This window comes from Geminocystis sp. NIES-3709, from assembly GCF_001548115.1.
GTDB lineage: Bacteria > Cyanobacteriota > Cyanobacteriia > Cyanobacteriales > Cyanobacteriaceae > Geminocystis.
This window is the reverse complement of sequence record NZ_AP014821.1, coordinates 814,495-832,991: the sequence shown is the minus strand read 5'-3', so window position 1 is coordinate 832,991 and position 18,497 is coordinate 814,495. Positions and strand designations below refer to the sequence as shown.

General features: G+C 32.5%; 21 protein-coding genes, 1 pseudogene and 1 riboswitch. Of the genes and pseudogenes, 16 read left to right on the top strand and 6 right to left on the bottom strand.

The features are described 5' to 3' along the window. Nucleotides 1-5: 5 nt before the first annotated feature. On the bottom strand, nucleotides 6-701 hold the full coding sequence (locus GM3709_RS03625) for a DUF3318 domain-containing protein (protein WP_066116387.1): 696 nt from the start codon (nucleotides 699-701) through the stop codon (nucleotides 6-8). Between the two features lie 89 nt (nucleotides 702-790). Between GM3709_RS03625 and GM3709_RS03620 the strand changes: the two genes are divergently transcribed. The 7 genes and pseudogenes from GM3709_RS03620 to GM3709_RS03585 all read left to right on the top strand — a co-directional run bounded on the left by GM3709_RS03620 (nucleotide 791) and on the right by GM3709_RS03585 (nucleotide 6,744). Next, nucleotides 791-1,198, top strand: coding sequence for a hypothetical protein (locus tag GM3709_RS03620; RefSeq protein ID WP_066116385.1), 408 nt, complete (start codon nucleotides 791-793; stop codon nucleotides 1,196-1,198). Nucleotides 1,199-1,257: 59 nt separating this feature from the next. Then, a complete protein-coding gene (locus GM3709_RS03615) occupies nucleotides 1,258-1,974 on the top strand; it encodes a DevA family ABC transporter ATP-binding protein (RefSeq protein WP_066116383.1) in 717 nt (238 codons plus the stop codon). A 115-nt stretch (nucleotides 1,975-2,089) separates the two neighbouring features. Next, nucleotides 2,090-4,480, top strand: a complete 2,391-nt coding sequence (locus tag GM3709_RS03610; RefSeq protein ID WP_066116381.1) for a dynamin family protein — start codon at nucleotides 2,090-2,092, stop codon at nucleotides 4,478-4,480. A 135-nt stretch (nucleotides 4,481-4,615) separates the two neighbouring features. Then, nucleotides 4,616-5,176 carry a Uma2 family endonuclease gene (locus GM3709_RS03605; RefSeq protein ID WP_066116379.1) on the top strand — a complete coding sequence of 187 codons (561 nt, stop codon included), beginning with the start codon at nucleotides 4,616-4,618 and terminating at the stop codon, nucleotides 5,174-5,176. A 43-nt stretch (nucleotides 5,177-5,219) separates the two neighbouring features. Next, complete coding sequence (locus tag GM3709_RS03600; RefSeq protein WP_066116377.1) at nucleotides 5,220-5,531, top strand: KGK domain-containing protein; 312 nt, start codon at nucleotides 5,220-5,222, stop codon at nucleotides 5,529-5,531. Nucleotides 5,532-5,613: 82 nt separating this feature from the next. After that, a pseudogene (locus GM3709_RS19550) lies at nucleotides 5,614-6,461 on the top strand (IS630 family transposase). A 40-nt stretch (nucleotides 6,462-6,501) separates the two neighbouring features. After that, nucleotides 6,502-6,744 (top strand): HNH endonuclease, encoded by a 243-nt coding sequence (locus GM3709_RS03585; protein WP_066116372.1) that lies wholly within the window; start codon nucleotides 6,502-6,504, stop codon nucleotides 6,742-6,744. Here the strand turns inward: GM3709_RS03585 and sipA are convergent. Next, on the bottom strand, nucleotides 6,737-6,958 hold the full coding sequence (sipA, locus tag GM3709_RS03580; RefSeq protein ID WP_066116370.1) for a regulatory protein SipA: 222 nt from the start codon (nucleotides 6,956-6,958) through the stop codon (nucleotides 6,737-6,739). The two genes, GM3709_RS03585 and sipA, sit on opposite strands and share 8 nt — an antisense overlap. Nucleotides 6,959-7,170: 212 nt before the next feature. Here sipA and GM3709_RS03575 point away from each other — a divergent pair, with 212 nt between their 5' ends. The 4 genes from GM3709_RS03575 (at nucleotide 7,171) to GM3709_RS03560 (ending at nucleotide 10,295) form a co-directional block, all read left to right on the top strand. Next, nucleotides 7,171-8,103, top strand: a complete 933-nt coding sequence (locus GM3709_RS03575) for a UDP-glucuronic acid decarboxylase family protein (RefSeq protein ID WP_066116368.1) — start codon at nucleotides 7,171-7,173, stop codon at nucleotides 8,101-8,103. 299 nt (nucleotides 8,104-8,402) lie between these two features. Beyond that, the gene (locus tag GM3709_RS03570; RefSeq protein ID WP_066116366.1) at nucleotides 8,403-8,852 is read left to right on the top strand and encodes a hypothetical protein; all 450 of its coding nucleotides are present in this window, start codon (nucleotides 8,403-8,405) and stop codon (nucleotides 8,850-8,852) included. Between the two features lie 278 nt (nucleotides 8,853-9,130). Then, nucleotides 9,131-9,886, top strand: a complete 756-nt coding sequence (locus tag GM3709_RS03565) for a hypothetical protein (RefSeq protein ID WP_066116364.1) — start codon at nucleotides 9,131-9,133, stop codon at nucleotides 9,884-9,886. Between the two features lie 28 nt (nucleotides 9,887-9,914). Continuing rightward, on the top strand, nucleotides 9,915-10,295 hold the full coding sequence (locus GM3709_RS03560; RefSeq protein WP_066116363.1) for a DUF4346 domain-containing protein: 381 nt from the start codon (nucleotides 9,915-9,917) through the stop codon (nucleotides 10,293-10,295). A gap of 23 nt (nucleotides 10,296-10,318) precedes the next feature. On the opposite strand, the gene GM3709_RS03555 is transcribed toward GM3709_RS03560, so the two are convergent. The 4 genes from GM3709_RS03555 to bchL all read right to left on the bottom strand — a co-directional run bounded on the left by GM3709_RS03555 (nucleotide 10,319) and on the right by bchL (nucleotide 14,373). After that, nucleotides 10,319-11,422 carry a Gfo/Idh/MocA family protein gene (locus tag GM3709_RS03555; RefSeq protein ID WP_066116361.1) on the bottom strand — a complete coding sequence of 368 codons (1,104 nt, stop codon included), beginning with the start codon at nucleotides 11,420-11,422 and terminating at the stop codon, nucleotides 10,319-10,321. Between the two features lie 129 nt (nucleotides 11,423-11,551). After that, complete coding sequence (locus GM3709_RS03550) at nucleotides 11,552-12,964, bottom strand: ferredoxin:protochlorophyllide reductase (ATP-dependent) subunit N (protein ID WP_066116359.1); 1,413 nt, start codon at nucleotides 12,962-12,964, stop codon at nucleotides 11,552-11,554. A 121-nt stretch (nucleotides 12,965-13,085) separates the two neighbouring features. Beyond that, nucleotides 13,086-13,451 (bottom strand): hypothetical protein, encoded by a 366-nt coding sequence (locus GM3709_RS03545; protein ID WP_144439404.1) that lies wholly within the window; start codon nucleotides 13,449-13,451, stop codon nucleotides 13,086-13,088. A gap of 49 nt (nucleotides 13,452-13,500) precedes the next feature. After that, the gene (gene bchL, locus GM3709_RS03540) at nucleotides 13,501-14,373 is read right to left on the bottom strand and encodes a ferredoxin:protochlorophyllide reductase (ATP-dependent) iron-sulfur ATP-binding protein (RefSeq protein ID WP_066116355.1); all 873 of its coding nucleotides are present in this window, start codon (nucleotides 14,371-14,373) and stop codon (nucleotides 13,501-13,503) included. A gap of 696 nt (nucleotides 14,374-15,069) precedes the next feature. Then, nucleotides 15,070-15,193, top strand: a riboswitch (guanidine-I (ykkC/yxkD leader). Between the two features lie 67 nt (nucleotides 15,194-15,260). Between bchL and speB the strand changes: the two genes are divergently transcribed. The 5 genes from speB (at nucleotide 15,261) to hypB (ending at nucleotide 18,475) form a co-directional block, all read left to right on the top strand. Next, a complete protein-coding gene (speB, locus tag GM3709_RS03530; RefSeq protein ID WP_066121697.1) occupies nucleotides 15,261-16,418 on the top strand; it encodes an agmatinase in 1,158 nt (385 codons plus the stop codon). Next, complete coding sequence (locus GM3709_RS03525) at nucleotides 16,409-17,032, top strand: glutathione S-transferase family protein (RefSeq protein WP_231937610.1); 624 nt, start codon at nucleotides 16,409-16,411, stop codon at nucleotides 17,030-17,032. The genes speB and GM3709_RS03525 overlap by 10 nt, the downstream gene beginning before the upstream one ends. A 69-nt stretch (nucleotides 17,033-17,101) precedes the next feature. Next, the gene (locus GM3709_RS03520) at nucleotides 17,102-17,341 is read left to right on the top strand and encodes a hypothetical protein (protein WP_066116349.1); all 240 of its coding nucleotides are present in this window, start codon (nucleotides 17,102-17,104) and stop codon (nucleotides 17,339-17,341) included. 9 nt (nucleotides 17,342-17,350) lie between these two features. Beyond that, nucleotides 17,351-17,713 carry a hydrogenase maturation nickel metallochaperone HypA gene (gene hypA / locus GM3709_RS03515; RefSeq protein ID WP_066116347.1) on the top strand — a complete coding sequence of 121 codons (363 nt, stop codon included), beginning with the start codon at nucleotides 17,351-17,353 and terminating at the stop codon, nucleotides 17,711-17,713. 54 nt (nucleotides 17,714-17,767) lie between these two features. Further along, entirely contained in the window at nucleotides 17,768-18,475 is a 708-nt protein-coding gene (gene hypB / locus GM3709_RS03510; RefSeq protein ID WP_066116345.1) for a hydrogenase nickel incorporation protein HypB, read from the top strand. Nucleotides 18,476-18,497 lie beyond the last annotated feature (22 nt).

The window sequence follows — 18,497 nt, the reverse complement described above, 5'->3', positions numbered from 1 at the left end:
ATTCCCTAAATATTTTTCATTCTAGCACTACTTCTCGATCGAACAGGAGGAGTCTTCAAGGGTTGATTTTCTGAAGGTTGATCTTGTTTTTGTTTAGCTTTGGCCGCACTACGACGTAATGCTTGTAAACGTTCTTCATATTTCTTTCGTTGACTACGATTCGGAGTTTGTTCTATTAAAGTTTTAAATGCACTACCTAAACTTTGATAAGCATTTTTCATAGAATAACCGAAACGAGTGGCAATAATAATCGCTTTTTCATCTGCTTCGATGGCTTCCTTGAGATTCTTGTCACCATTATTTTTCTGCCAAAGTCGATAACCAGAAATACTACATAAACCTAATGCTAATAATAACAATAAACCATCCTGTACCCACAACTCACCTACCGCACCACCTAAACCAATCGCTAAGGCGGCCATTTCCCAACCTTCTCGGGGAATACTATCATTTTGAATACGGGCTACTTCATGCCAAAACATCAAATTTCGTTGATCAATTGCCAAGTTTTCCCACTTTGCTAAGTCAATTTGAATTTCTACTTCGTCTTTGCCTAATTCTTCACTGCGGATTAAAGGGGGATTAACTTCCGTAGATGCTTCTATCATCACCCAACTCTGCAATTCTGGGGGGAGTAAAGTTTTGAGTCGTCTCAATTCATTCATTTCGGCTCTAGCGGAGGAAGTTGTATAAGAAGTCATATAATTATTCTTAGTTAGTAAATCTATATTTTTGATAGACTAATTTTATTCTATGGTAGTCTTATTTAATTTTTGTTGCCAATTTTAACATGGAACGTGGTTTATTGTGGTTGCCTCTGTTAGTGGTTTTTATCTGGCTAGCTATCACCGGCAAAAAAGAATATGAAAAAGTTGAGGCTTATAAACTTTGGGCTGAACAATTTGATAATGCAAAATATGACATTTATTCCGTTTTAGGGAAAAAAGGAAATTTAATTACATGGGGAAAACCTACTCCTAAAGGTATTATAGATCTGCAAACTTTTTCATTGCAAAATATAGCTAAAATTGATTTAACTATTAAAAATAAAATAGTAAATATTGATAGTTCGCCCGATCGAGGAGAGGCTAATTTGCAGTTTTTATTAATCGATAATAATTTAATAAATGTACCTTTTACTGATGTTAATTTAGCAGTAAAATGGATTAAATATTTACAAAATTTTATTAATATTTAATATAAAAAATATCTATTTAATTAATTAAAATTATTAACTGAAAAATTTTTTTATAAATTATGATTACTTTAACAGAAATCTCGAATGATATTAGTTTGTTAGATAATGATAAGGTTGTTGAGATAGAACATTTAGACTTTTATTATAGTAATAATAATATTAAAAAACAAACTCTTTTTGATATTAATTTAACTTTAAAAAAAGGAGAAGTACTTATTATGAAAGGGCCTTCTGGCTCAGGAAAAACTACTTTGTTAACGTTAATGGGAGCTTTAAGAACTGCCAGTCATGGTAGTTTGAAAGTCTTTGGTAAACAATTAATTCATGCTAATAATAATTTATTAATTCAAACTAGAAGAAATATTGGTTATATTTTCCAAGCTCATAATTTATTAAAATCCCTTACTGCTAGACAAAATGTACAAATGTCGATCGAGCTACATTCACAATATTCTCCTAAAGAAGCCAAAGAAAAATCGATCGAAATGTTAACTGCTGTGGGATTAGGTGACAGAGTTGATTACTACCCTGATAATTTATCGGGAGGACAAAAACAAAGAGTTGCGATCGCTCGTGCCTTAGTGTCTCACCCCAAGCTAGTTTTAGCCGATGAGCCTACGGCGGCATTAGATAGTAAATCTGGTCGAGATGTGGTGGAAATTATGCAAAAATTGGCAAAAGAGCAAGGTTGTACGATTCTTATTGTTACCCATGACGATCGTATTTTAGACGTAGCGGAGAGAATTATTGAATTGGAAGATGGACACTTAATTTAAAAATTGTATTCCCCAAAATCAAATTAACAATTATTAATTAAATCTTGAAATTTCCTGTTTTTACATAATCTCTAATATATGATAGTAACATGAAACTTTATTAGACTATCATTTCATGACAAAAATTCCTCCCCAATGTCTTAATTTGGCTTCCCAAGTTAGTCAAATACTTGAATTATTGCAAAAAAATCCACAACTTCGATCGCATCAAGATACTTCCCAATTAGAAACATCTCTGAGAAAAGCTATATCTCCTCGTTTCGAGATAGTTTTTGCCGGTGCGTTTAGTGCCGGAAAATCGATGTTAATCAATGCTTTATTAGGACGTGAATTATTATATAGTGCAGAAGGTCACGCTACGGGAATTGAATGTTACATCGAATATGCACCTCCACAAAAGGAAAAAGTAGTATTAACGTTCTTGAGTGAAAATGAAATTATTGAGCAAATTTTGATGATTTCTAAGCGCTTAAATATCAACTTAACCGATATTTACGTTAATCAAATTCATGTTATTGAACAATTAAGGCAAGAAGCCCAACAAATTATCAACCAAGAAGGGGGAATTAACAAGTCAGAAGAAGCAAAACAAGCTAACGCTTTAAACCTATTATTAGAAGGTTTTGAGGACAACAAAGACAAAATTAAACTTGATACTAATGCTACTTATTCAATGGAGCAATTTAACTTTAATAATCTCACAGAAGCGGCAACTTATGCTCGTCGAGGCAAAAATTCAGCTGTCTTAAAACGTCTTGATTATTATTGTCATCATCCCCTCCTTGAAGATGGCAACGTTTTGGTTGACTTACCCGGTATCGATGCTCCCATTCAAAAAGATGCCAAGTTAGCCTATGATAAAATCGAAAATCCTGATACTTCTCTTGTTGTTTGTGTCTTAAAACCAGCTTCTGCCGGAGAATTAACTCAAGCGGAGACGAATTTATTAGAAAAAATTAAATCTAATCCTGCTATCAGAGATCGAGTTTTTTATATGTTTAATCGCATTGATGAAACATGGTCTTCTGGTCAATTAAGACAACGATTAGAGCATTTAATTGCTACAGAATTTAATCACACAAATCGAGTCTATAAAACCAGTGGATTATTAGGTTTTTATGGCACACAAATTAAGAAAACTTCCTTTAACGATCGATTCGGATTAGATAGCATATTTAAAGACAGTATAAAAGGATTAGGAGGAGAAGAAGAAACCCCTCAATTCATTAGTGAATTTAATAACTACTGTGTCTCTGGTAAATTAACTCGCACTAATTTTAAAGTTTCTGTCCATGGTTATGAAACCCCTAATCAAAACTATTTAAGAATTTTAAGTGAATGGGGAATGCCCTTAATTGATCAGTTAATAAATGATAGTGGAATTGATAATTTTAAACAAGAAATTACCCGTTATTTAACAGAAGAAAAAAGACCACAATTATTTACTAATTTAGCTGATGATTTACAACCTATTGCCATTGCTATCAAGAAATTTTATCAAAATCAACAAACAGATTTAGATAGTCAACCTCAAGAAATTGAGGCAATGAAACAACAAGAATTAGCTCGTTTAAACACTCAATTACAGCAAATTGGCGATGAATTTTATCGTTATATAGAAAAAGAAATAAACGAAATTGTTAATCAAGAAAATAAGTTATTTAATCAAGATTTTAATAAAATGCAAACACGTTTTGTCAATCGATTAGATGAATTATTACAAACATTTTCAGTGAGTGATACCTATAGTTTAGCCGTTAAAGCACATCCTAGAAACTCTACAGCACCTTTAATTGCAGTTTTAGTGGAGGCTTTATATTATCTTGCAAATTCCCTTGAAGATGTTTTAGTTGAAGAATTAAAAGACTTAGTTAAAAACTTGATTACTAATTTAACTCTTGATGTACGTCAACAGGATTGTTATCGTCAACTTTATCGTTTATTAGGTAATGATAGTGGCATTGAAAATCAATTCAATGTTTTAGAGAATAATTTATACTACGGTCTGACAACTGTTGCTACGACAGAGTGCGATCGATATGTAAGAGAAACACCACAGTTTTATAGTGAAGGTACATTTTCTATCTATCAATTTCGGGAGACATTAAAACAGACATCACAAACCTATGATGTATCTGCAATGGTAGAGGCAGAACCAGCTATTCGTCAACTGTTAAAATTGGATTTTGAGCCAAAAGTAAACAAAACAATTCGAGAAGTTTTTCGGCAATCAATTAATCAAACTCTCAAGACAAATTTATTACCATTAGCAGAACAAATACGAGAAAATATTTTAGATCAATATGATTTAGCGAGAGAAAATTTACAACAAAATTTAGAACAAGAAGTCAAAGAAAAATTAGCTTATAATCAACAATTAATGACAGAAATAAAAGAAGATTGTATAATTTATAATCAAGGGATTTCTAGCATTAATAATTGCTTAGAAGCCATGCAAGTTTACGAACGAAAATTACCATTAATTGACATTAACGAATCAAATTAAAAGTAGGTTTTTAAAACCAAACATTTTTGTTTGTAGGGGTTGAATAATATTCCCCCCTTCTTCTATTAAATTCAGAAGATTAACTAAAAATATTTGCTATAGTAACCATAAAATAAGAATAATTAGGTAAATAAAATGATAGCTATTCAAGACGTTAAAAAATTATCTTCCGAAGAATATTTATCTCAGGAAAAAACTAATTTAATCAAACATGAATATATTAATGGTGAGGTTTACGAAATGCCTGGTGCAAGTTCGGCTCATGTTACTATTGCAGGAAATATGTTTTTTTTGTTAAAAAGTCACTTGAAAGGTAGTAATTGTCGGGTTTATAATGCAGATATGAAGGTAAGAATCGATCGTTTAAATGTGTTTTATTATCCTGATGTGATAGTTACTTGTAGTGAAGAAGATAAAGGTTTAAATTATTATAAAAAATATCCTCAAATTATTATAGAAGTTCTCTCCGATAGTACGGAATCTTTCGATCGAGGAGACAAATTTGCTGACTATAGAAAAATAGAAAGTTTAAGGGAATATGTGCTTATTTCTCAAAGTAAAAAAAGAGTAGATTCATTCACAAAACAAGATAATAATTTGTGGATATTAGAGTCTTTTTCTGAAGAAGAAAATTTAGTAATAAAAAGTGTTAATTTTAATTGTGCCGTCTCTAGTTTATATGAAGATTTAGATTAAATATTATATAATTTTTTGTGTAAGTCAAAAATCAAATTAAGTCATGTCAGAAAATTATCAACCTTTGGAAAATGAAGCCCACGCTATTAATATTATCGATGAAGATGTACATCGCTTTTATGTGGGACAATCTATGTTTAAATTGGGATATTTACTTGAAGGTATTAAATGTAAATTAATCGATATATCTAATAATGATTTAAAGAAAGAAAATAGTCATAATAATCGTAAAAAATGGATTAATGACGGTGTTGACGTAGAAGTATTAAAAGTTGGTAGCTTAGGTTGGCAAAAAGGCAAATTAAAATTGAAAGTTACCGTAGAATTTTGCCCTGAAGAATCATCATTAAATTAAGATTATAGTTATTTAAAATAACACTGAGACAGTTAGTGATAGAATTAAAATCAACAAATATTCAGATTTTACTAATACTATAATGTATCATAATTTAGAATTGAGAGAAAAGGTTATTGACTATGTAGAGAATAAAGGTAGTGTAACTAAAGCAAGTAGAATTTTCGGGGTATCAAGAGCTTCAATATATCGCTGGTTAACCAGAGAAAATTTAAAACCAACTATCGTGAAATATCGACATCGCAAATTAAATTGGTCAGCATTATACCGTGGTGTGATAGAAAATCCCGATGATAAATTAATTGAGAGAGCAAACAAGTTTGGAGTAACAGTTCCCGCTATATCTTATGCTTTTAAAAGAATGAAGATTACTAGAAAAAAAAACAGTTACGCTATAGAGAGAGAAATAGTACAGAGAGAATAAAATACTTAATAACAATAAGAGAATTAGTAAAAAAACATGGCATCAAAAGTCTTGTATTTATTGACGAATCTGGGTTTGAAGAAAAAAGTAGTTGTATTTATGGATGGTCAAAAAAAGGGAAAAAAATTTATGGAAATAAGCAAGGAAAACGAGGAAAAAGAGAAAGTTTAGTAGCAGGAAGAAGAAAAAAAGAAAGAGACTTTATTGCACCAATGATTTTCAGGGGAAGTTTAAATGCAGAAAGTTTTGAAGTGTGGCTTGTAAAATATTTATTACCATCCCTGAAAGAATTTTCAATACTGATCATGGATAATGCACCAATTCATAGAAAAAATAAAATAAAAGAGTTAGTAGAAAATGCAGGGCATCAAGTGATATTTTTGCCAACTTATTCTCCTGACTTTAATGATATTGAACATGATTTTAGTGCATTAAAAAGGGCAAGAATGTATAGTAAAGAAGATATTAGTTTAGATGAAATAATCCGCAGTTATTGTGACAGTTAAGTGTCTCATTCTTATTTTTAATGACTATAATTATAAAAAAATGGAAAAAACTCCCCGTATTCTTATCCCGATCGAAGTGAGAAAATATATTTATAATCGAGATAAATATCAGTGTCAAAGTTGTGGAAAAAAACTTGAAGAAACTACTTTAAGTATTGATCATATTATTCCCTTAGCGAAAGGTGGAAGTAATGATATGAGTAATTTACAGACTCTTTGCCTTAATTGTAATCAACACAAAAAAGCTAATCTTGATCTCCGTTTTCGCCGTCATTTTAGTTAATTAATTGAAAATATTTATTCTCCAATAAAAAAGCACCTTGAGTAAAACGAATTGCCCAATAACCAGCAGGGCGAGGATTTAAAATAATTCCTTCTTCTCCCACACAAATTACTTTAGACGATCGTAACATGGGCATAGGATCCGCCGTTTTGATATACGGTGGTAACTCGATTACTCTCACTCGATCACCTGATTTAATATTTAAAGATTCCATAGGGTTTTAAGTATTTAATTGATCAAAAAATTTGCTCACAGTAACCAATAAAGGTTAATTTAAGTAGGTGTGCAAAATAAATGATTATTGTTTTTCAAAGGTTTACAGGCAGAGTAAAAGACTTTAGTCTCTTCTTAAACCCGTTGTTACTATATCAATAATTTTGCTCAGGTATTTATAGATTAATTGTAAATTCTTCACATGGGAATTATATGAGAATTTTAGTTACTGGTGGTGCTGGATTTGTCGGATCTCATTTAGTCGATCGACTTATGGAACAAGGACATGAAGTATTATGTTTAGATAATTTTTATACGGGGACAAAAAATAATATTCAACAATGGTTTAATCATCCTCGTTTCGAGTTAATTCGTCACGATATTACCGAACCGATCCGCTTAGAAGTAGATCAAATTTATCATTTAGCCTGTCCTGCTTCCCCTATTCATTACCAATTTAACCCCGTCAAAACGATTAAAGTAAATGTGATGGGTACGTTAAATATGTTGGGGTTAGCAAAACGAGTTAAAGCTAGGTTTTTATTAGCTTCCACCTCTGAAGTGTATGGAGATCCAGATGTACATCCTCAACCGGAAGAATATCGAGGTAATGTAAATTGTATTGGTATTCGTAGTTGTTATGACGAAGGTAAACGAGTTGCTGAAACTTTATCCTTTGACTATTATAGAGAACATAAATTAGAAGTACGAGTTGCACGAATTTTCAACACTTATGGCCCGAGAATGTTAGAAAAAGACGGTAGAGTAGTTAGTAATTTTATCGCCCAAGCGATTAGAAAGATTCCCTTAACCATTTATGGAGATGGTTTACAAACTCGCAGTTTTTGCTATGTTTCGGATTTAGTCGAAGGTTTAATGAGTCTGATGAATAATGATTATATTGGGCCCGTAAATTTAGGTAATCCGGGGGAATATACTATTTTAGAGTTAGCGCAAACTATTCAAGAAATGGTTAATCCTGATGCTGAATTAGTTTACAAACCTTTACCAGAAGATGATCCCAAACAACGTCAACCTGATATTACTAAAGCAAAGCACTATTTAAGTTGGCAACCAACTATTCCTCTCAAGGAAGGTTTACAACGCACGATCGATGATTTTCGTAACCGTATTGAAATTAAATAATTAATATAAATTTAAAATTTCTAGTAAATAGTTTTAAAAATTAGGAATAAAATTAATTTAAGGTAATAAATCGTCAATTATGATAACTATTACCTATTTTATTTATTAAAATCTAATTTATTAAATAAGTGTAATCTTAAATAAAAGTAGGAGAAATTATATTTCTAGTCTGAAAATTTCTTTTACTTTAGAGTCAAAATAAAGATCAAATCAATATTGAAATATGGAAATTAGTTGAAGATTTAGGCAATATTACCCATAAAAAGTTAGCATGGGTAAAAACTCAATTCTTGTTTATTATGGCATCAGAAACAGAAGTTAAAAAATACTTAGCATATTGGTTTCAACTGGGAAAAAAAATTATTATTCCTAGTCGAAATATCTCTTTATTACCCTCTAAAATTATTAGTGGCGATCGCTATAGTGTAGAATTTGAAGAATGTTGGGCATTAATTGCAGAAAAGAAAACAGGAGATTGTTATTTAGAAGGCACGGTACAAAGCATTCAAGAATTATTATCCCCGAAATGGGATATAACCAATTGCTACCGTTGTGATATGCCTATACCGATGATTGAGATAGGTGTTCAAGATTCTAACTGTGTTTGCAGTGATGTTGAAGGTTGGCCTAATAATGAGTTGCCGAAACCACGAAATCCGATCGATAATCAGAAAAAGTTAGAAGATATAAAGAAATCATTGCAAAAAAAAATTATACAAACTCCTAAAAAATTCAGACTTAACCATTGAGGAAAAATACTTAATATAGCGTTTATCTAAATAGTAAGGTACACCTATTTCTTAATAGCAATGGGTTTGACTCTGCTCTGGAGTACCTCATAAATATAAGAATTGCTATATAACTAATTAATAAATATAAACTCTAGCAATCTTTCATTTTTTATTGTTTATTTTAAGTATTAGAAATGATAGCAAATCATTTAGTATAATTCGTAAATCTCATCAATTTAATAAATATTTTATCAATTATAATTTGTATAAAATTAGATGGTATTATCCTGAATAAAATGACATTAATATATTTATCTACTGATAAAGTTTTAGGTAGTTTTGCCACCGCTTTAATCGGACAAAATTTAGGCAATGATCGAGATGTTAATATCGGTATTTTAGATGATAACTATTCTTTTTTGATGAGATCTTTTGAAATACTAAACAGTTTAATTAATAATCATAAAATAGATCGATTATTCACGGCAAGTAAAAGTACGATCGAGATTTTTCCCTTAATAATTTATAGTTATCAAAATATAGAAATATTAGACATAATAATTAATGAAGAAAAACATAATAAATATAATGTAAAAATTTTAACAACATTAGTTAATATTATACTCAGTAAATCCTTAGAATTTAATAGCCTAACTTCTCAAATAATTCCTTATTTAGATCAAGAAAACTCAAAAATATTTAATCACTTTAAATTAATAGATAAATTGATTGTCAATAAATGCTCATTAACAAAAATTAATGAAATATTTAAGCAAAACTTTGAAGAAGATTCCATAGCTATTTATCAAAGTTTATATTCTTTTTTCAGTAATACTTATAATCTCAAAAATTCTTTACAAAGAAGTATTTATTTTGATCAACAATTTCAAGAAACCGCAATTTTAACAGGATATTTATTAGGTTTATATCATGGTTATAGGAATATACCTTATCAATGGCGAAGATCGATCGAGTTGAATCCTAAAATAAAACAAATAGAAATGTTAAGTAAAAAACTTGTTGCCAATTGGCAAGGAAAAATGGACAATTAAGAAAGGAAATAAACGAAAAAAATTCACTATGACAGCAACTTTATCATTAACAGAATTAGACAATGAACTATCAAAAAGGGATATACAGTTAGATCCTGACGGTTACTTTATTATATATATAAATCGAGAAGACGGATTAATTTGTGCAGATCATTATACTAACGCTATAAATGATCAAGGATTGGCTGTTGATCCAGATACAGGAGAAGTTATAGCTTGTAAAGGTAGTAAACCAAGAATGCCGACAAAAACCTTTACAGGTAGAACAGCGAAGGAAATTTGTGTTAATTTGTTAGAAAAAACTCAACCTACTCCTGTGAGTATGCTAGATCATGGGGCTTATTTAGGTAGAGAGTTTATGCGGGCGGAATACGCTTTAAAAACAGGAGAAGATTATATTCAAGACTGAAAAAAAGCTAATTTTCATTTATTTTAAATACTTCTATAAATTACTTGTAATCTTTGTTTTTGTTGATCAGATTGATGGGTTAAATCCATTAATAATTGCGAATAAAATCCTTCTTTTAAAGATGGTTCAAGATTCGTATTCGTATTTATACTGGTGACTAATCGATCGACAACTCGAATAAAAGGTGCTAGTCTGCCATCAGTGTAAACTTGAGGAAACGCTAATCTTTTGGGGATTTCCACCTCTGTTAAGGGTTTATCTTCCTTAGAAGTATAAAGTTTGAAACCATGGACATAGTCTTTTAAGTTACTACTCCCTAATACTAACGTACCTTTTTCTCCATAGATTTCTAACCAGTGTCCTCTTCCTTGATAGGTGACAGAACTTAGGTTAATTTGTACTGGTGTATAGTTTTTTAATTCAAGAGTAATTAAACAAGTATCATCGGCAGTAACGGGCTTTAATTCGTTGTCAGAGAAGGGATCAGGCCGTTGCTCGATCGCACAACTTAAATGAGCCGAAATGGTATTTACTTCGCCAAATAACCAATTGATATAGTCAAAAACATGAGATCCGATCGCACCTAATACACCTCCTCCTTTTTCTTTAACAGAATACCAATTCCATGGTCGATCGGGATTAGCACGAGAAGCTACTAACCAATCTATTTTAATTAAACGAGTTTTACCAACAAAATCTTGATCTAAATATTCCTTTAGTAATTGCCAAGCAGGAATAAAACGAAATTCAAAATCTGTTACTGCAATTTTACCTTTTTTCTGAGCTAATTCCCATAATTTTTTAGTCTCATTACTATTAAGATTAATTGGTTTTTCCAACAGAATATGTTTATCATTTTCAAGAGCTATTTTTGCCATATCATAATGTAAAAAAGGCGGTGTTGAGATGCTAACCACATCTACATTAGGTGAAGAACAAATATCTTCTAAATTATCACTAGCAAAGGGAATATTATACTCTTGAGCGATCGATTTTGCTTTGTTTAAATCATGATGATAGATTGCTGTAACCTCTGTGCGAGGATGAATTTGAAAAGCTGGTAAATGAATTTGTTTGCCAAAACCAGTACCGATGATCGCAATTTTTATTTTATTTTCGTGAGCCATTTTTATTATTATAGTTCTTATTTTAATGATAGATTTAACCAAATTATAAAATTATATACACGGAAAAAAGCCCCCTAGTTAAAATAAATTGAGAGGCTTTTATTTTCGATCGTTTCTGATCATTAAAAATTAGATTTTGGCTTCTTCTTTAACTAATTTACTCCAACCTAAATCTTTAAGGTTATTATTACGGCGTAAAGGACGAGTTACCAATTCTAAAATATCACGAGCATTAGTAAAGCCATGAATTTGGGCAAAAGTGAACTCTACAGACCATTTTGTGTTAATTCCTCTCGCTTCCAAGGGATTAGCGTGAGCCATACCAGTTATCACTAAATCTGGTTTAATCTCTTTAATTCTTTGCAATTGGTTATAATTATCAGGTTTTTCCACGATCGTAGGTACACTTACGCCCATTTCCTGACAAGTTTGTACCAGAAAATCTAATTCACCTTTTTGATACCGTTTATCCATATAAGGAATGCCAATTTCATTAACCGTCATACCACACCGAATAAGAAAACGAGCAAGAGATATTTCGAGCAAATTATCGCCCATGAAGAAAACTGATTTACCTTTGATTATATCGACATAATCCTGTATATTTTCCCAAATTTGAGCTTCTCTTTCAGCTAATCCTTGAGGTTCAACACCCACTACAGAACAAATTTTTTCAATCCATGCACGAGTACCATCTGGCCCAATCGGGAATGGTGCGCCAATTAATTTACACTTACGACGACGCATTAAAGTTGTAGCGGTACGACTTAAAAAGGGATTTACCCCAGCAACGTAATAACCTTCATCGATAACGGGTAACTCAGTATAGCGTTTTGCAGGAAGCCAACCATCGATTTTTACCCCTTGTTTCTTCAATTCTAAAGTTAAATTGGTGACAACTGGATCAGGTAACGAACCGAATAACACCAAAGGTGGATGTTTATGATATTCCTCATTACTAACCGTGTCTTCAGCTTTTTTGCCAAAATTGAGCAGTTTTTGGATCGCATTACGTTCTGTTTTTTCCGCTTCCTGTTTTACTTCCGATTCCTTCGGACAACGATTCGCCATAGAAGCCAACACAGTATCTTCTCCTTGAGTGAAAGCATAATCTAAACCGTTAGCACGAGCCACAACGATCGGAATACCTAACTCTGCTTCTAACTTGGGTGCAATACCTTCTAAATCCATCTTAATAATTTCGGTGGTACAAGTACCAATCCAAACAATTACGCTAGGGTTTCGATCGCGCTTAATTTGGTCACATAGGCGTTTTAACTCGTTATAATCGTTAAGTTGAGCAGAAATATCCGCTTCTTCTAATTCTGCCATAGCGTAACGAGGTTCGGCGAAAATCATTACTCCCATAGCGTTTTGAAGGAAATAACCACAGGTTTTAGTACCAATAACGAGGAAGAAACTATCTTCAATTTTTTGATATAACCAAGCAACACAACTAATGGGACAAAAAGTGTGATAATTACCTGTTTCACATTCAAAATTTAATTCTGAGGTAATGGGTTTTTCTTGGGCTAATGTCATGGTTTTTTACTCCTATTTATATAATTTATTTTTTATTTGTAGGTTGGGTTACTGTTTGTCACCCAATAATTTTTGAAATGTCTCGCAAAGGTTCAAAGGTGATGTTTTTAAGATACAAGGATTATGATTGATTTATTTGTTTCCTAAAATCATCTAAAGGTGAAGGAGGCTCAATTAACTGGTTTTTAATTTTTTCTTGCCTTTCTTTGACTTGTTTATTAAGACTATTAACATCAATAGGAATTTCTAAAATATTCAATAAAATGTCAATTGATGGAGGTTGTATGCGAAGATAATCACAAATGTTAAGATAATTATTTATAGCTATTGGCAGTTTTGGTTCAAGACCTATTAAAATTCCTAAAATTGATTCATATTTAATAAGGCTTGAATTTTTAAAATATCTCAAAATTACACTTTGATTTTGTGAGTAAAAATCTAACCATTTTTCTTGTAAAATCGGTTTTAATTCTTCAAATTCTTCCACAATTCCCATACACTAAAAAGATAAAAACAATTGTTAATTGTTAATTGATTTATACCATCATTAACTCTAATTCGTCTTTTTCTTGTTTAGGCGCATCCGCAGGAGGATTTAAGTAGTAATCTGAAAGTAATCCAAATAACTCTCGATCGAGTGCTTCACTAGGCACAACTCCTTCAGGTAAAGCTAAAATCTGATCAGCAATGTTAAGGTAATATTGACAAACATAATCTAAACTAGGATCTTTTTCCGCCATTTCAAACAAGGTTTTACCCTTAACTCTCGATACTCGGATGTCCTCAATCAGAGGTAAAATTTCTAATACAGGCATTGCCACATGGGAAACATATTTATCAATCAAATCTCGTTTAGAGGTGCGATTACCGATTAAACCAGCTAACTTGAGGGGATGGGTACGCGCTTTTTCTCTGACGGATGCCGCAATACGATTGGCAGCGAATAACGCATCAAAACCGTTGTCAGTGATAATTAAACAATAGTCAGCATAGTTGAGAGGTGCGGCAAATCCTCCGCATACCACGTCACCCAATACGTCAAATAAAATCACGTCATATTCATCAAAAGCGTTTAACTCTTTTAACAGTTTTACGGTTTCTCCTACCACATAACCACCACAACCAGCACCAGCAGGAGGGCCACCTGCCTCTACACAATCAACACCTGCGTAACCTTTATAAATAACGTCTTCTGCCCAAATATCTTCATAGTGAAAATCTTTTTCTTGTAGAGTGTCGATGATCGTGGGAATTAAAAAACCCGTGAGAGTGAAAGTGCTATCATGTTTTGGATCACATCCAATTTGTAATACTTTTTTACCCCGTTTAGCCAAAGCTGTAGAAATATTGCAACTGGTGGTTGATTTGCCGATACCGCCTTTTCCGTAAACTGCTAATGTCAAAGTCATGTTTTTATAATTCCTGATTTATTTGCACTAATGGCATTATTGACTAATTTTTTAGAAATGAAAAGGGGTGCAAGTTTCAGTTTAGGTACTAAATAAAAGTAATTATGATTATAAATTCTTAATAATTATTTCAGTGTCTTTAATCACCTATAAAAGTTTATTATTCTTTATTTTACAATTTTTATACTTTAATTACTATAAATTTGTATAAAAGCAAAAAATAACTAAAAAATATTGATACATTTCTTAAAATCTTAGTAATTTATAGGGTTTTAGGTTAATTGGGCTAGATCGACTTTAGGTAATTATTCTTATAAAATTGTTAAAATCACCATTAAAAAGTATCAAAAAAAGATAATTGTTAATAATTGCTACAATTTTTGATTTCAGATATAAAATAAGTATAAGTACTCAGTATAAATCTTAACAATACAAAATAATTATTTATTAGTTATACAAACAAAATTATTGATATAGCTATGTTCCGTGAGTTTTAAGATTTTGATTGAGTCAAAATTTAGAATTTAGAAATAAAGAAACTTTTAGAATTATTATCGATATATTTAAAAGTTTATAAATAATTGTTAGGGCGGATATATTCGGTTATAAAAAGTCAAAATATTTTTTGAATTTAGTATATTTATATACAGTAATGCCTTCGGGGGGTTTGGTATCCTATAGCCAAAATAAAGCAATAAAGAAGGTTTCTAGGGTTCCGATGCTAAGACATGGCTGGTCCGAGAGAAACGAGCTACTAAAAAGATTTTTAGAAAAGACAACGATAAAAGTAGCTACACGGAGGGAGAAAAGCCCGGGAGGAAGTGATGGTATGACTGTCACCCTTCTGGGCTTTGTCATTTGTATTTATAAGTAAAGGAGAATATCCCATGACTAATCAACCAGAAAGTGAAGCTCAAAAAGCACTGCAAAAGGAGACTCAATTATCTTTTACAGGTTGGCAACAGGAAGTACAAGACGGTTTAAATTATGGATTAGAAGCGGCTGACAGTATTAAAGATCGCACTATTTCCACTTTCTCCCGTGGAGAATTACCCCACTATGCCGGTATCAATACTTTTCTCAAAGCACCTTATATAGAGGATGTCCATAAAGTTGGTAACTATGATATAGCGATCGTTGGTGTACCCCATGATTCTGGTACTACTTACCGCCCCGGTACTAGATTTGGCCCTCAAGGTATTCGCCGTATTAGTGCCTTATATACTCCTTATAACTTTGAGTTGGGAGTCGATTTAAGGGAACAAATTAAACTCTGTGACGTGGGCGATATATTTACTATTCCTGCTAACAACGAAAAATCTTTCGATCAAATCTCCAAAGGTATTGCCCATATTTTCAAGTCAGGAGCATTTCCTATTATCTTAGGAGGAGATCATTCTATTGGTTTTCCTACCGTCAGAGGTATTTGTCGGCACTTGGGAGATAAGAAGGTGGGAATCATCCATTTCGATCGCCATGTGGACACTCAAGAGACAGACTTAGACGAAAGAATGCACACTTGCCCTTGGTTTCATGCGACTAATATGGCAAATGCACCAGCAAAAAACCTTGTACAACTCGGTATTGGCGGTTGGCAAGTGCCTCGTCAGGGTGTCAAAGTATGTCGTGAAAGGGCTACTAATATCCTTACTGTCACCGATATTATGGAGATGGGTTTAGATGCGGCCGCCGATTTTGCGATCGAAAAAGCAACGGATGGTACTGATTGTGTTTGGATTAGCTTTGACATTGACTGTATAGACGCAGGTTTTGTGCCGGGTACGGGTTGGCCTGAGCCGGGAGGATTATTACCTCGTGAGGCTTTATACTTGCTTAAGAAAATTGTCCAAAATACGACTGTTTGCGGAATTGAGGTAGTGGAGGTTTCACCTCCCTATGATGTTAGTGATATGACTTCTTTAATGGCAACCCGTGTTATTTGCGATACGATGGCTCATTTAGTCGTTTCTGGGCAGTTACCTCGCAAAGAGAAACCCTACTATATTCATGAAGAAGCCCAAGTGGTTGATGAGCCTTGGAGTTAAGTAAAATGTATCGTCTTTATGATTTTTTGCCTTCGGGAAATGGTTACAAAGTACGATTGCTATTAAGTCAACTCAAAATTCCTTTTCATTGGATAGAAGTTGATATTTTAAGAGAAGAAACAAGAAAGTTTGAGTTTTTGACGAAAAATCCCAATGGTAGAATACCAGTATTAGAAATTTCTCCTAATCAATATTTAGCTGAATCTAACGCTATTCTTTACCACTTAAGTCAAAATACTTCCTATTTTCCTTCTGATTCATGGTATAGCGCTCAGGTAATGCAATGGTTATTTTTTGAGCAATACAGTCATGAACCATATATAGCAACTTCTCGATATTGGTTAACAATTCTCAATCAACCTGAAGAATATCAAAGGGAATTAGAGAAAAAAAAACAAGGAGGATACCATGCTTTAAAAATAATGGAAGCACATTTGCAAACAAGATCATTTTTTGTCAATGAACAATATACCATTGCCGATATTGCTTTATATGCTTATACCCATGTAGCAGAAGAAGGAGGATTTAATTTACAATCGTTTCCCTCAATTCTTTCTTGGTTGAATCGTATTGAGCAGAAACCTGACTATATTCCCATTACCTATAGATTTTAAGAAAAGTTATCTGTCGATGATTAAATCTATGAATTATCCTAAGAATTAATCAAATATTAGATTAAGACGATGAATATAGAGGACATTCAAAATACGATTGAGGGTATGTTAGCTGTTCAAAGAGGTTTACAGGAGTCTCAATTAAAGTTACAGGAGTCTCAAATCAAACTCCATGATGAACAATTGAAACTAAATCAAGCCTTAGAGCAATTACTAAATCTTCATATCACCCATGAAATAAAGCACATTGACTATGAGGAAAGATTATTACAACTCACTCGCAGAATTGAAAATTTAGAAAAAAATTAAAAGAGGATCATGCACGAAACAGACATGACAAAGGCATTAATTATGACAGTAAAAGACTGGTACGAATCACAACCTGAACCTTACAAAATCGATAAAGTTCATCTATTGGTAGGAAATTTTACAGGAGTTGAACCTGCTAGTCTCGAATTTGCCTTTGAAGTTCAAACCCGTAACACTTTCCTTGACGGTGCAAAATTGGCAATTAAAGAAATTCCCTTAGTGGCTTATTGTCATCATTGCCAAGAAGAATACAAACCTGAAATCGGTTTACAGTATTTCTGCCCTAAGTGTCATTCCCCTATGGATGACATTCGCTCTGGTAGAGAGTTAAAAATCGATCGACTTGAGTATTCTTGTGTTTGCTCCCCCTAAATCCCTCTTACAAAAGGGGACTTTTATATTCTTAATTCCTAATTCCTAATTATTATGCACCAAACATTCGATGCCGCTTTAGAAATTAATCTACTCCATGCCAATCAAGCAGGTGCTGATCACAATCGATCGCACTTTGACGAATGGGGTATTACTTGCTTCAACCTTATGAGTAGCCCCGGGGCTGGGAAAACCGCTTTACTCGAAAAAACTCTTTCTCTTCTTAATCAAGATCTGAAAATGGCTGTAATTGAAGGGGATATGACGACAGAATTAGATGCTGATCGATTACGCCTCCATAATGTGCCTGTTATCGCCATTAATACGGGTCGATCGTGCCATTTAGACTCCAAGATGGTATCGGGAGGTATTCATCAATTAGTCGCTAAATATGATCCCTCACAATTTGATCTGGTGTGGGTAGAAAACGTTGGTAACTTAGTATGTCCTGCGGAGTTTGAAGTAGGTGAACACGCAAAAGTAGCTTTATTGAGCATCACCGAAGGGGAAGATAAACCCCTTAAATATCCCATTATGTTTCAAGAAGCCAATTGCCTCCTCATTACTAAGATGGATTTAGCACCACATTTGGATTTTGACTTGGATAAATTAATTAATAATGTCAGACAAATGAATCCTGATGTAACTATTATTCCTGTATCCAGTAAGACAGAAATGGGTTTAAACGAGTGGTTTACTTGGGTCAAAAATCAGGTTAACGATCGCAAAAACTCACAAATAAAAGAGTTTACCATTGTTTAAAAAATTTATTAGCAATTATTCA

Coding starts and splice junctions, on each gene's coding strand:
- GM3709_RS03625 (WP_066116387.1), bottom strand. CDS start 701: ATGACTTCTTATACAACTTCCTCCGCTAGAGCCGAAATGAATGAATTG.
- speB (WP_066121697.1), top strand. CDS start 15,261: ATGACTAATCAACCAGAAAGTGAAGCTCAAAAAGCACTGCAAAAGGAG.
- hypB (WP_066116345.1), top strand. CDS start 17,768: ATGCACCAAACATTCGATGCCGCTTTAGAAATTAATCTACTCCATGCC.
- GM3709_RS03560 (WP_066116363.1), top strand. CDS start 9,915: ATGACAGCAACTTTATCATTAACAGAATTAGACAATGAACTATCAAAA.
- sipA (WP_066116370.1), bottom strand. CDS start 6,958: ATGGAATCTTTAAATATTAAATCAGGTGATCGAGTGAGAGTAATCGAG.
- bchL (WP_066116355.1), bottom strand. CDS start 14,373: ATGACTTTGACATTAGCAGTTTACGGAAAAGGCGGTATCGGCAAATCA.
- GM3709_RS03565 (WP_066116364.1), top strand. CDS start 9,131: ATGACATTAATATATTTATCTACTGATAAAGTTTTAGGTAGTTTTGCC.
- GM3709_RS03570 (WP_066116366.1), top strand. CDS start 8,403: ATGGCATCAGAAACAGAAGTTAAAAAATACTTAGCATATTGGTTTCAA.
- GM3709_RS03610 (WP_066116381.1), top strand. CDS start 2,090: ATGACAAAAATTCCTCCCCAATGTCTTAATTTGGCTTCCCAAGTTAGT.
- GM3709_RS03615 (WP_066116383.1), top strand. CDS start 1,258: ATGATTACTTTAACAGAAATCTCGAATGATATTAGTTTGTTAGATAAT.
- GM3709_RS03550 (WP_066116359.1), bottom strand. CDS start 12,964: ATGACATTAGCCCAAGAAAAACCCATTACCTCAGAATTAAATTTTGAA.
- GM3709_RS03575 (WP_066116368.1), top strand. CDS start 7,171: ATGAGAATTTTAGTTACTGGTGGTGCTGGATTTGTCGGATCTCATTTA.
- hypA (WP_066116347.1), top strand. CDS start 17,351: ATGCACGAAACAGACATGACAAAGGCATTAATTATGACAGTAAAAGAC.
- GM3709_RS03555 (WP_066116361.1), bottom strand. CDS start 11,422: ATGGCTCACGAAAATAAAATAAAAATTGCGATCATCGGTACTGGTTTT.
- GM3709_RS03620 (WP_066116385.1), top strand. CDS start 791: ATGGAACGTGGTTTATTGTGGTTGCCTCTGTTAGTGGTTTTTATCTGG.
- GM3709_RS03600 (WP_066116377.1), top strand. CDS start 5,220: ATGTCAGAAAATTATCAACCTTTGGAAAATGAAGCCCACGCTATTAAT.
- GM3709_RS03520 (WP_066116349.1), top strand. CDS start 17,102: ATGAATATAGAGGACATTCAAAATACGATTGAGGGTATGTTAGCTGTT.
- GM3709_RS03605 (WP_066116379.1), top strand. CDS start 4,616: ATGATAGCTATTCAAGACGTTAAAAAATTATCTTCCGAAGAATATTTA.
- GM3709_RS03585 (WP_066116372.1), top strand. CDS start 6,502: ATGGAAAAAACTCCCCGTATTCTTATCCCGATCGAAGTGAGAAAATAT.